We start from the raw sequence: 10,470 nt of genomic DNA, 5'->3' as shown, positions 1-10,470 counted from the left end.
CTTCTTTCATCATTCCACGGCAATGCGCAGGGCCGCCGCACAGGCGAACGGCGCCAGCGCCACAGCGCCCAGCAATCCGCCGCCGAGCAGCAGCAGGTGCGCGCTGGCGCCCATGCCGCCGAGCACCGCGTCGACCGCGCCTGCCCCGAAGATCAGCACCGGCACGTACAGCGGCAGCACCAGCAGCGCCAGCAGCACGCCGCCACCGCGCAGGCCCAGGGTCAGCGCCGCGCCAATCGCGCCGATCAGCGCCAGGATCGGCGTACCCAGCGCCAGGGATACGGTCAGTACGCCCAGCGCATCGCGCTCCACGTCAAACAACAATGCAAGTCCCGGCGCGACGACCACCAGCGGCAGGCCGGTGACGATCCAGTGCGCGACGATCTTGGCCGTCACCCACAGTGCCGCCGGCTCCGGTGACAGCAACAACTGCTCCAGCGTGCCGTCGGCGTGATCCTGCGCAAACAGCCGGTGCAGCGAGAGCAAGGTCGACAGCAACGCCGCGACCCACAATACCCCCGGCCCGATGGCGCGCAACTGGTTGGTCTCCGCACCCACGCCGAACGGAAACAGGCACACCACGACGACGAAGAACGCAAGTGTAACAAGGACATCGGCCCGCCCGCGCCACGCCAGCGTCAGGTCGCGTCGCAATACCGCGGCGAAGGCACTACCGGCGCCGCTCAGCACGCCAGCTCCGCCAGGTCGAGCACGTCCGGCGCGCTCGCGAACGGCGCATCCTGGTGCGTGGTCAGCACCACGATGCCGCCAGCCACGCAGTGCGCCTCCAGCGTCGCGGCCAGATCGGCCACGGCCGCGACGTCGAGCGCCGTGAACGGCTCGTCGAGCACCCACAGCGGCCGCGAGCCGGCGACGAACAGTCGCGCCAGTCCGACACGGCGACGCTGGCCCTGCGAGAGCACGCGCGCGGGCAGGTCGAGTTGGTCGCCCAGGCCGATGCGTTCGAGCGCGGCGACGCAGTCGGCCTCCGGCACCGCATCACCTCCGGCGTGCAGCGCAAAGCGCAGGTTCTCGAGCGGGGTAAGCAGATCGTTGAGCGCCGGCGCATGCCCCAGATAGAGCAGTTCGGCGTGGAAGTCGTCGCGCACCGCGCGGATGTCGCGTCCGCGCCAGCGCACCATGCCGTGCTCGGGCTGGGACAGGCCGCACAGGATGCGCAGCAGACTGGTCTTGCCGTAGCCGTTGGGGCCGGCCACGCGCAGCATGCGCCCGGCGTCGAGCACGAGGCCGAGTGCGCGAAACAGCAGGCGGTCGCCCTTGAGGCAGGCGAGGTCAGTGGCGGCGAGCATGGGGCGCCATTGAACCACAGCCGGGCTGTTTCAGGGGAGGCTTATATGCGCATGCGCGCATACCTTACAGCACTTCAGCCGATCTCATCGGCGATCTCTACGATGGCGCCGACGATATCGCTCATCGTGACGATGCCGACCAGTTCGTTGTCGGCCGTGACCAGCACGCGGCGGATGTCGAAATTGACCATCAGTCGCGCCGCGTGCTTGATCTCGAGCTCGCGCGAGATGGTCAGCGCGGGCTTGGCGCACACGTCATAGACGTTGAGCAGGTCGATGTCGCCCTCCTCGGCGACGATGGCCTTGAGGATGTTGTTGTAGGTGATGATGCCGAAGGCGTCGTGCGGATGGCGCTTGGCCACCGCCAGCGACTTGACGCCCTTGTCCTTCATGACCTGCATCGCCTCGCGTATCGTCGCCAGCGGCGACACGGTGGCGACCTCGCGCACCATGATGTCCTTGACCAGCATGTCGTTCTCCCGTGGGCCGCGCGGGCCTCAGATGTCGTCCTTGATCTTCTGCTCGAACAGCGTGATCTGCCCCGTGTCGATGCCGGCGATGTGCTCGAGCGGAATCGTGAACACCACGCCGCGGCTGTCGTTCTTCAGATCCAGCTCGCGCGTGAGGTTTTTCATCACCGCCAGCGAGAGCTTCTTCTCCAGCACGAAGACGAGCACCGACTGGCTGCCCTCGTAGGTCAGCCCGAAGAAGGTCTTCTTCTCTTTGGCCCCGATGCCGCGAGCATCGAGAATGGTCACGCCGCCCGCGCCGGATTCCTTGGCCACGTCGATGGCCTTGTCCTCCAGATCGTCAGCGAGGATCGCAACGAGTACGGAAAACTTCACGATGTCGCTCCTTCTTCAGTACGCATGACCCGCTCGGCGATGATCGCGTAGAGCATGACGGTCACGATGGGAAAAATCGACGCAAACGCGATCAGGCCGAAACCGTCGATCAGCACGTTGCGTCCCTCGATGTTCGTCGCCAGGCCAATGCCCAGCGCGGTGACCAGCGGCACCGTCACTTCCGACGTGGTCACGCCGCCCAGGTCGAAGGCCAGCGGCACGATGTATTTCGGTGCGAAGGCGGTCAGCGCGATCACCAGCGTATAGCCGCCCATGATGTAGTAGTGAATCGAATCCCCGGTGATGATGCGATGCACGCCGATGGTGATGCCCACGGCCACGCCGACGGCCACCAGCAGACGGATGCGGTTGCCGTTGAGCTTGCCCTTGGCGGCTTCCTCGGCCTGACTGCCGATGGCGATCAGCGCCGGCTCCGCCATGGTGGTGGCAAAGCCGATCGAGAACGCGAACAGGTAGACCCACAGGAAGGTGTCGAGTGCCACCAGCTGCGTGGCCATGCTGGTGCCGATGGGGAACAGCCCGAGCTTCAGACCCACCACGAAGGCATACAGGCCAACGATGACCAGCACGAAGCCGGCCATCACCTTGGGCAGATGCGGGATGGACTTCTGCAGCACCATGTACTGGAAGACCAGGATCACCATGATGATCGGCGCCACATCGCGGAACATGCCGGCCAGATCGGTGATCATGCCCAACACCATGCTGCCGGCAGTCTTCTCCACCACCTGCGCGTCGACGAAGGCCGCCGCGCCGGCCGCCGCGCTGGCCACGTCGGCGACTTCCGCGAAGCTGTACACCCAGATGCCGTAGAGCTGCACCGAGATCATCGGCACCATCACCGCCAGCGCCACCAGGCCGAAGCCGTGCATCAGCGGATTGCGCCCGCGGATCGAGGCCGCCAGCCCGATGCCCAGCGCCGCGATCAGCGGCACGGTGACGATGTTGGTGGTCACGCCGCCCGAGTCATACGCCAGCCCGACGATTTCCGGCGGCGCGAAGAAGGTCACCGTCACCACCAGCACGTAGCCGCAAATCATGTACCAGTGCAGTGACTGACCGAGGATGGTGCGCAGTACGCCGATCGCCACCACGCCGCCCACAGACAGCGCGACGAGCAAGCGCAGCGTCAGCCCGTCGATGCGCCCCTCGGAGATGGTCTCGGCCTGCGTCGCCACGGCGATCAGCGCCGGCTCCGCGACTACCGCCGAAAAGCCCAGGCAGAAGCCGAACACCATCAGCAGCGGCAGCGAGCCGCGCCGCGCAAAGTCGTTGGACAAGCCCTTGCCCACCGGGAAGATGCCCAGTTCCAGCCCCTGCAGGAACAGCGCAACGCCGAACACCACCACCAGCAGGCCCAGACTCATACTGGCCAGCCCGTCGGGCAGTTCGCGCATCACCACCAGCTGGAAGAAAGTGACGACCGCGATGATCGGCAGCAGATTGCGGAAGGAGTGCTTGAGGTGTTCGAGAAACTCATTCATCGGAGGCGGCATCTCCGATGTCGGTCAGGTCGAGCCCCGAGTGGTGGTCGACCTCCATGCAGAAGGCCAAACCCTGGAAGGGTGCGAGCAGACCCAGCTCGATGTTCATGCGCTCGGCGATGTGTTCCACGCGGTCGGCATCGGCCAGCACCAGCAACAGTTTCTCGCGCCCGACGTAGGTCAGGCCGAAGAAGGTCATGTGCTCGGGAAAGCCCAGCCCGCGGGCATCGGCCACGGTCACGCCGAGCGCGCCCTCGCCGCGCGCGATGTCGATGGCACGCTCTTCGAGTTCGTCGGCGACTGCCGCGATCAGCAGGCGGATCTTCATTGCGGTCGTTCCCGTGCCAACATCATCACGAATGATACAGGGCGCGGAAGCCCTCCCATTGACCTGCATCAACGGCCCCGGCGCGGTTACCATGATCACTCCTCAACGCAGCGGGAGTACGCCATGGGTATGGAAGTCGGAGGTCTGCTCGGCCTGATCTGGCTGGTCATCATCATCTGGGCCATCGTGAAAGTGGCCAAGAGTCCGGCCGGTCCGGTCGCCAAGCTGCTGTGGATCCTGATCCTGCTGTTCCTGCCGGTGCTCGGCTTGATCGCGTGGATACTGCTCGGACCCAAGGGCTGACGGTTAGCGCCGCATCGCAGCAAGTACACGCGTGAAATATTTCACGCTAAGATTCCAGGCGTACGCCGTCGCATCGCTTCGCGACGCGCAGATCCGCCATGACATTGGCGTTGCAGGGCACCCGCCATGCAACGCGCTCATGGTCACGATCCCTACGCCAGGAACATGCGATGCAGCAAGAGCCGTCGGAAACCCCGCAGCAGGACAAGCAGGAGGAAGCCGCGTCCGGCAGCCCTCAAGCCGCGCAACACGCGTTTACCGACATCAATCTCGCGCCCGGCGACCGCCTGCAGATCTACGCGCTCAACCACGCCGACCGCACGCGCCACATCTGCCGCATGGTGGGCTACCTCGAAGGTGCCAGCCTGCTGGTCACCACCCCGACGCACAAGGGCGCGCGCATCGATTACCGCGAGAACGACCTGGTGATCGTGCAGGCCTTCTCGCGCAACAGCGCGTATGCGTTCAAATGTTCCGTCGAACGCGTGTGCCGCCTGCCCTTCGACTACATGCATCTGTCGTTCCCTGAGCGCGTAGAGGGCAACGTCATCCGCAAGGCCACGCGCGTGCGCATGCAGGTCGAAACCCGCGTTTCCGCGGAGAAGGCCGGCGATGCGGTAATCGCCACCATCGAGAACCTCAGTTCGACCGGCGCCCTGATCCGTTCGAACGCAGACCTGGGCGCCAAGGGCGAGGCGGTGAAGCTCGCCTTCCGCATCGAACTGCACGATGTCACGCGCGAGATCGAGAGCCGCGCGATCATCCTCAACGCCCGCCGCGAAGGCGACGCGAATCACTACGGCGTCGAATTCCGCGACCTGCCGCCCGACGAGCGCATGATCCTGCGCAGCCTGGTCTACCAGCACATCATCGAGCATCCCCGCAGCCTCGTTTGAGGCCCTGCCTGTACCGCCACCAGTGGATTTGCTAGCATTCGGCCCTTTTCAGGGTCGCCCGCACGGGTGGCCGTCAGGAGGCACAGATGTCTTTCACGGTTTATCTCTCGGGCGAAATCCACACCGACTGGCGTGACGAAATCCGTCGCGGCGCGACGGCGCGCGGCCTGGACGTCACGTTTACGTCTGCCGTCACCGATCACGAAGCCAGCGATGCAGCCGGCGACGCCCTCGGCCCGGAGAGCACCGGCTACTGGCGCGACCACAAGTCCTCGCTCGTGAACTCCATCCGCACGCGCAACCTCATCGAAAAGGCCGACCTGGTCGTGGTGCGCTTCGGCGACAAGTACAAGCAGTGGAACGCCGCCTTTGACGCCGGCTACTGTGCCGCGCTGGGCAAGCCCTACGTCACCCTGCACGCCGAGGACATCATCCACCCGCTCAAGGAAGTCGACGCCGGCGCCCAGGCCTGGGCCACGACCACCGATCAGGTGGTCGACATCCTCGACTACGTGCTCAAGGCCTGAGGCGCCTCCTCAGTTGCCTGCGGTGCCCGCGGGGCCGGAAACCGGCTCCGCGAGCTGCTGCAGCATCGAATGCACGGCGCGTATCTGGCCCCCGTCGCGGGTCGGGTAGGCCTTGCCGCTGTAGCCCCACCAGTCCCAGCACCCCTGGGGGTTGTAGACCCAGCGCCACGACCCCCACGCCATTCCATGCCGCGCATGAACCTGCGGATAGAGCACGATCAGCCGGTTCGCTTCGGCCCACTCGTTGTAGCCCGCACCGCGCACGAAATCCTGCCCCACCGCGTCAGTGCCCTGACGGCAGCCGTGGAATACGACGTGCACGCGGCAACCACCCGCCTCGCACGCCTGCGGCACATACACCATGCCCTGCTTCGCCATGCTCAGATCCACCGGTGAAAGAGGGGTGTGCGACGCCTGATCGAAGCTGCGCAGACCCGCCTCGCGCGCCGCCACCTTCGGCTGCAGCGCCCCCGTCAGATGCGCCAGCATCTCGCCCGCCGCATCGAACTCGCCGCAGCGATTCACATAGGGGGAGGCCGTCGACCCGCAGGCATTCGCACCCGGCGCCGCCACCGAGATCATCGCGTGCCCCGCCGTCGGCAGCGTGACGTAGCGCAGCGCCTCGTCCTCGACCTGCTCGCGGTAGAAGGACACCAGAGCCTCGACCACCGGCCGCGTCACGGTACGATCCGCCCCGCCCGAAAACACCCACACCCGGTCGTCGCCCAGATTCCCGACCGGGTCGATCTGCCGGGCCTCGGCATAGGCGCGAATGCGCGCCAGCGTTTCCTCGGGCGACGGCGGCAAGTTCACCCCGTCCGGCGCCATGCAGTGGCTCAGGGCTCGCTCGAGATCGCCCTCGGCGCAGTCGTACGGGCCGGAAGCGAACACCCCCGCGCCGCGCACCAGCGCCGAATGCGCAACCTGGAACTGCGTCGCCATATACCCCCCCGACGACAGCCCCGACACCGTCAGGCCTTCCAGGTCCGCCCCCAGCCCTGCCAGCGGCGCCGCGACAGCCGCTCCGCTGGCGGTTGAAAGCACGCAGGCAAGCGCCACCAGCGTCGGTCTTGCCGCATTCGGATTCGTTTGCTTGATCACGCTCGCTCCGGCGACATTCCGATAATCACGCCGCCCCACCGGGTTGCGGCGTGTGCCCCAAGCGGAACACCGTCATGATCCTGACCGTTGTCGCCGCGTCATCGTCTGCTCAAGTCGCTCGATCCCACCGGAAAACTCAGGCGCAATTGAAGCGGGCACCGGCGAATACCAAAGCCGCTGCCCCGGCGCTTGATGTGGAGAATGGCTTCGCTCATGGCGGCGCCAGCGCATGATGCTTGCGCTGTATGGGATTGACGCCCGACAGGCACAAACGGAGTTTGCACACGTATCGAGCTTACCCCACATCACTGCGCATTCGCGCGCACCGCGACCCTCTCCTTGCGCGCGACTTGCGTCACCGGGTCCAGCAGGCGGTCGCCCTTTGCATCCCGAATGCGGGTGGCCAGGCCCATGCGGTTCATCAGTGCGATGAACGGTCGAGGATCCAGGTCTTCGACGTTGGCCATGGTCCCGCGGTCCCAGGTGCCGTCGGCGATGAGCAGGGCGGCGGCGACGGCGGGAACGCCGGCGGTGTAGGAGATGGCCTGGCTGCCGACTTCGTCGAAGCAGGCAGCGTGGTCGCAGACGTTGTAGATCAGCACTTCTTCTGGCTTGCCGCCCTTGCGGCCACGCACGACATCGCCGATGAAGGTCTGGCCGGTGTAATCGGGGGCGAGCGAGGCGGGGTCGGGCAGTACGGCCTTGACGACTTCGAGCGGCACGACCGTCTGGCCGCGGGCGGTGCGTACGGGTTGTTCGGAGAGCAGGCCGAGGTTCTTGAGTACGCTGAAGACGTTGATGTAGTGCTCGCCAAAGCTCATCCAGAAGCGGATGTCGGGCACGCCGAGGTTCTGCGACATCGAATGCAGTTCGTCGTGGCCGGTGAGATAGCAGGTGGTCTTGCCGGTGACCGGCATGTCCCACTCCTTGCGGCGTTCGAACATGGCGTTGGCTTGCCAGGCGTTGTTCTCCCACGACCAGACGGTCGAGGTGAACTCGCGGAAGTTGGTTTCGGGGTCGAAGTTGGTGGCGAAATAGCGGCCGTGGCTGCCGGCATTGATGTCGACGATGTCGATGGAGTCGACGCGGTCGAAGCAATGGTCCACCGCGTAACGGGCGTAGGCATTGACCACGCCGGGGTCGAAACCCACGCCCAGCACGGCGGTGACGCCGGCTTCGCGGCATGCCTGGCGGCGCTTCCACTCGTAGTTGGCGTACCACGGCGGAGTTTCGCAGACCTTGGCGGGATCTTCGTGAATGGCGGTGTCGAGGTAGGCCGCGCCGGTCTGGATGCAGGCTTCGAGCACCGACATGTTCACGAAGGGCGCACCCACGTTGATGACGATGTCGCTGCGCGTGGCACGGATGAGCGCGCTGGTGGCCTCCACATCCATGGCGTCGAGCGCGTGCGCCTGCAACTGGCCGGGCTGCTGCAGGCTGCCCTTGTCGTGCACCGACTCGATGATGGCGTGGCATTTGCCCAGCGTGCGCGAGGCAATGTGGATGTCGCCCAGCAGTTCGTTGTTCTGCGCGCACTTGTGCGCCACCACGTGGCCCACGCCGCCCGCTCCGATGATCAGGACATTGTGCTTCATTGAACCCTTACTCCTCATCCGGCTGTGCCGTCCCGACTCAGGACAGGCTGCTGACGTAGTCGTCATAGGAAAAGTCGCGCACCAGGCGCACGCTGCCGTCCACTTCACGGACGGCGATGGACGGCATGTGCACGCCGTTGAACCAGTTCTTCTTGACCATGGTGTAGCCGCCGGCGTCCCCGATGGAGATGCGGTCGCCGACCTGCAGCGGGCGTTCGAAACGTGCCTCGCCGAAGATGTCGCCGGCCAGGCAGGTCTTGCCGCAGATCTGGTACTGGTGTGCGCCCTGGCCCGTGCCGATGGGCGCGGTTTCGCGGTAGATCAGCAGGTCGAGCATGTGCGCCTCGGTGGAGCTGTCCACCACCGCGAGGTGCTTGCCGTTGAAACCGGTGTCGAGCACGCTGACTTCGAGCGTGGTGGTGTGGCGCACGGTGGCCTCGCCCGGCTCCAGGTACACCTGCACGCCCCAGCGCTGCGCGAAGCTGCGCAGGCGTTCGCAGAAGGCTTCCACCGGATAATCCGGTGCCGTGAAGCGGATGCCACCCCCCAGGCTGACCCACTCCAGCCGCTGCAGGATTTCGCCGTAGCGCTGCTCGACCTCATTCAGCAAGGCGTCGAAACGCGCGAAATCGCCGTTCTCGCAGTTGTTGTGGATCATCACGCCGCTGAGGCGATCGATGACCTGCAGGATGCGCGCAGGGTCGGCTTCACCCAGCCGGCTGAAGGGCCGCGCCGGGTCGGCCAGATCGAAGCCGGCGTGGCTGACGCCGGGGTTCAGGCGCAGGCCGACGGGCTTGTCACCGGCGTGCGCGGCGAAGCGTTCGAGCTGGTTGATGGAGTTGAAGATGATCTTGTCGCAGTGCGCGACGACTTCCTCGATCTCGTGGTCGGCAAAGGCCACGCTGTAGGCGTGCGTCTCGCCGCCAAACTTCTGTTGGCCCAGCTTCACTTCATACAGCGACGAGGACGTGGTGCCGTCCATGTGCTCGCGCATCAGGCCGAACACCGACCAGGTGGCGAAGCATTTGAGCGCCAGCAGCACCCTGGCGCCGGAGCGCTCGCGCACGCGGTCGATGACGCGCAGATTACGCAGCAGCGCGGATTTGTCGATCAGGTAATACGGGGTCGGAACGGAATCGTGCATCGGGGTCGTCATGTTTTGCCGTTGGCAGCAACGTGCTGGTCGGCGCTGCTCGCGGTGTCGCCGAGGTGGTCGATGATCACCGCCGGCCGATCGGGAAAGGTCGCCACCAGCGCCAACTCTCCGCCGATGCTCTCGACGTAGTGGCGCAGCGTGGATAGCCGCAGGTCGCTGCGCTTCTCCAGCCTTGAGATGGTGTCCTGACCAACGCACAGGGTCGCCGCCAGATCTTTCTGGGTCAGCCCCGCGCTCTTGCGCAGCTCCTTCAGGCTGGCGTGTGCCAGGCCATGCGGCGCGCAAAGCGTGGGCAGGTCAGCGCGAAGAGCCGGACTTTCGGCAGCGCGTTTCTTCCCCATGTGAAAACACCTTCAGCTTTGAATCGGGCGTGGATTATGTCTCATAAACCATATGGTCTGCAACACATAATTGGCACCCCAAGGCGTGCAGGCTTGCGAGTTCAGGCGCGACGACGACGCACTGCTGGCCGAACGGGATGCCTGTGAGAACGGCGCCGCGCCGGTCGCCGACCGTTGTCTTCGCACTTCGGCGCCTGCAAGATTCAGCGCTTGCTTCACGCAGCGCATTGCTGATCACGCCAATCCCCGGGAGACCTCCATGGAAATGAAACCCATCCACTCCGGCAAGCTGCGCGGCGTCGGTTACGACGCCCGCACACGCACGCTGCGTGTCGAACTCGAGGGCGGCGTTCTGATCGACTACGCCAACGTGGGCGAGGAAATCTGGCGACGGCTGGCCACGTCGGCCTCGGCATGGAGCTACTACCGCGACAACGTCGAGGAAGAACTCACCGGCCGGCGGGTACCGGGCGCCGGGGCGATGGCAGGCACGAAGAAGAATCCGCTCGACGACCTGTTCTGATCGCGCCGCCAGGCTGAACAGCCCCGCGCGCAATCGGAAA

The 10,470-nt window shown here is 65.6% G+C and carries 15 protein-coding genes; 5 read left to right on the top strand and 10 right to left on the bottom strand.

The window, feature by feature from the left end; translation table 11 throughout:
- Positions 1 to 9: 9 nt before the first annotated feature.
- The 6 genes from ccmB to C0099_RS00440 form a co-directional block, all read right to left on the bottom strand.
- Positions 10 to 687 (bottom strand): heme exporter protein CcmB, encoded by a 678-nt coding sequence (gene ccmB, locus C0099_RS00465; protein WP_102248319.1) that lies wholly within the window; start codon positions 685 to 687, stop codon positions 10 to 12.
- Complete coding sequence (ccmA, locus tag C0099_RS00460; RefSeq protein ID WP_102245613.1) at positions 684 to 1,310, bottom strand: cytochrome c biogenesis heme-transporting ATPase CcmA; 627 nt, start codon at positions 1,308 to 1,310, stop codon at positions 684 to 686. Before ccmA ends, ccmB begins: the two co-directional genes overlap by 4 nt.
- A 74-nt stretch (positions 1,311 to 1,384) precedes the next feature.
- Positions 1,385 to 1,780 carry a CBS domain-containing protein gene (locus C0099_RS00455; RefSeq protein ID WP_102245612.1) on the bottom strand — a complete coding sequence of 132 codons (396 nt, stop codon included), beginning with the start codon at positions 1,778 to 1,780 and terminating at the stop codon, positions 1,385 to 1,387.
- Between the two features lie 27 nt (positions 1,781 to 1,807).
- Positions 1,808 to 2,155, bottom strand: a complete 348-nt coding sequence (locus C0099_RS00450) for a P-II family nitrogen regulator (RefSeq protein ID WP_102245611.1) — start codon at positions 2,153 to 2,155, stop codon at positions 1,808 to 1,810.
- Entirely contained in the window at positions 2,152 to 3,660 is a 1,509-nt protein-coding gene (locus tag C0099_RS00445) for a DUF1538 domain-containing protein (protein ID WP_102245610.1), read from the bottom strand. The genes C0099_RS00450 and C0099_RS00445 overlap by 4 nt, the downstream gene beginning before the upstream one ends.
- Positions 3,653 to 3,988 carry a hypothetical protein gene (locus C0099_RS00440; RefSeq protein ID WP_102245609.1) on the bottom strand — a complete coding sequence of 112 codons (336 nt, stop codon included), beginning with the start codon at positions 3,986 to 3,988 and terminating at the stop codon, positions 3,653 to 3,655. The genes C0099_RS00445 and C0099_RS00440 overlap by 8 nt, the downstream gene beginning before the upstream one ends.
- Before the next feature lie 123 nt (positions 3,989 to 4,111).
- On the opposite strand from C0099_RS00440, the gene C0099_RS00435 reads away from it, so the two are divergent.
- The 3 genes from C0099_RS00435 (at position 4,112) to C0099_RS00425 (ending at position 5,714) form a co-directional block, all read left to right on the top strand.
- Positions 4,112 to 4,291 (top strand): PLDc N-terminal domain-containing protein, encoded by a 180-nt coding sequence (locus C0099_RS00435; protein WP_102245608.1) that lies wholly within the window; start codon positions 4,112 to 4,114, stop codon positions 4,289 to 4,291.
- A 170-nt stretch (positions 4,292 to 4,461) separates the two neighbouring features.
- Complete coding sequence (locus C0099_RS00430; RefSeq protein WP_164084846.1) at positions 4,462 to 5,187, top strand: flagellar brake protein; 726 nt, start codon at positions 4,462 to 4,464, stop codon at positions 5,185 to 5,187.
- A gap of 86 nt (positions 5,188 to 5,273) precedes the next feature.
- The gene (locus C0099_RS00425; RefSeq protein WP_102245606.1) at positions 5,274 to 5,714 is read left to right on the top strand and encodes a YtoQ family protein; all 441 of its coding nucleotides are present in this window, start codon (positions 5,274 to 5,276) and stop codon (positions 5,712 to 5,714) included.
- A 9-nt stretch (positions 5,715 to 5,723) separates the two neighbouring features.
- On the opposite strand, the gene C0099_RS00420 is transcribed toward C0099_RS00425, so the two are convergent.
- On the bottom strand, positions 5,724 to 6,815 hold the full coding sequence (locus C0099_RS00420; RefSeq protein WP_228151617.1) for an extracellular catalytic domain type 2 short-chain-length polyhydroxyalkanoate depolymerase: 1,092 nt from the start codon (positions 6,813 to 6,815) through the stop codon (positions 5,724 to 5,726).
- Between the two features lie 74 nt (positions 6,816 to 6,889).
- On the opposite strand from C0099_RS00420, the gene C0099_RS15945 reads away from it, so the two are divergent.
- Positions 6,890 to 7,048 (top strand): hypothetical protein, encoded by a 159-nt coding sequence (locus C0099_RS15945; protein WP_164084845.1) that lies wholly within the window; start codon positions 6,890 to 6,892, stop codon positions 7,046 to 7,048.
- Positions 7,049 to 7,120: 72 nt separating this feature from the next.
- Here the strand turns inward: C0099_RS15945 and C0099_RS00415 are convergent, their stop codons facing one another.
- From C0099_RS00415 to C0099_RS00405, 3 genes are read right to left on the bottom strand one after another with little or no spacing between them, the layout of a single operon-like run.
- A complete protein-coding gene (locus C0099_RS00415; RefSeq protein WP_102245604.1) occupies positions 7,121 to 8,410 on the bottom strand; it encodes a saccharopine dehydrogenase family protein in 1,290 nt (429 codons plus the stop codon).
- Between the two features lie 37 nt (positions 8,411 to 8,447).
- Positions 8,448 to 9,554, bottom strand: a complete 1,107-nt coding sequence (locus C0099_RS00410) for a carboxynorspermidine decarboxylase (protein WP_102248318.1) — start codon at positions 9,552 to 9,554, stop codon at positions 8,448 to 8,450.
- A gap of 8 nt (positions 9,555 to 9,562) precedes the next feature.
- Positions 9,563 to 9,907 carry a helix-turn-helix domain-containing protein gene (locus C0099_RS00405; RefSeq protein WP_102245603.1) on the bottom strand — a complete coding sequence of 115 codons (345 nt, stop codon included), beginning with the start codon at positions 9,905 to 9,907 and terminating at the stop codon, positions 9,563 to 9,565.
- 259 nt (positions 9,908 to 10,166) lie between these two features.
- Here C0099_RS00405 and C0099_RS00400 point away from each other — a divergent pair, with 259 nt between their 5' ends.
- Positions 10,167 to 10,430: a KTSC domain-containing protein gene (locus C0099_RS00400; RefSeq protein WP_102245602.1), complete on the top strand. Its 264-nt coding sequence runs from the start codon at positions 10,167 to 10,169 to the stop codon at positions 10,428 to 10,430.
- Positions 10,431 to 10,470 lie beyond the last annotated feature (40 nt).

Origin of the sequence: Pseudazoarcus pumilus (assembly GCF_002872475.1) — a bacterium.
Classification (GTDB): Bacteria; Pseudomonadota; Gammaproteobacteria; order Burkholderiales; family Rhodocyclaceae; genus Pseudazoarcus; species Pseudazoarcus pumilus.
Note: the sequence above shows the minus strand (reverse complement) of the source record. Positions and strands in the feature narration are given on the sequence as shown.

Bases quoted from the DNA above. Each gene is read 5' to 3' on its own strand.
- C0099_RS00405 (WP_102245603.1), bottom strand. From the start codon at position 9,907: ATGGGGAAGAAACGCGCTGCCGAAAGTCCGGCTCTTCGCGCTGACCTG.
- C0099_RS00440 (WP_102245609.1), bottom strand. From the start codon at position 3,988: ATGAAGATCCGCCTGCTGATCGCGGCAGTCGCCGACGAACTCGAAGAG.
- C0099_RS00410 (WP_102248318.1), bottom strand. From the start codon at position 9,554: ATGCACGATTCCGTTCCGACCCCGTATTACCTGATCGACAAATCCGCG.
- C0099_RS00400 (WP_102245602.1), top strand. From the start codon at position 10,167: ATGGAAATGAAACCCATCCACTCCGGCAAGCTGCGCGGCGTCGGTTAC.
- C0099_RS00415 (WP_102245604.1), bottom strand. From the start codon at position 8,410: ATGAAGCACAATGTCCTGATCATCGGAGCGGGCGGCGTGGGCCACGTG.
- C0099_RS00435 (WP_102245608.1), top strand. From the start codon at position 4,112: ATGGGTATGGAAGTCGGAGGTCTGCTCGGCCTGATCTGGCTGGTCATC.
- C0099_RS15945 (WP_164084845.1), top strand. From the start codon at position 6,890: ATGATCCTGACCGTTGTCGCCGCGTCATCGTCTGCTCAAGTCGCTCGA.
- C0099_RS00430 (WP_164084846.1), top strand. From the start codon at position 4,462: ATGCAGCAAGAGCCGTCGGAAACCCCGCAGCAGGACAAGCAGGAGGAA.
- C0099_RS00455 (WP_102245612.1), bottom strand. From the start codon at position 1,780: ATGCTGGTCAAGGACATCATGGTGCGCGAGGTCGCCACCGTGTCGCCG.
- ccmA (WP_102245613.1), bottom strand. From the start codon at position 1,310: ATGCTCGCCGCCACTGACCTCGCCTGCCTCAAGGGCGACCGCCTGCTG.
- C0099_RS00445 (WP_102245610.1), bottom strand. From the start codon at position 3,660: ATGAATGAGTTTCTCGAACACCTCAAGCACTCCTTCCGCAATCTGCTG.
- C0099_RS00425 (WP_102245606.1), top strand. From the start codon at position 5,274: ATGTCTTTCACGGTTTATCTCTCGGGCGAAATCCACACCGACTGGCGT.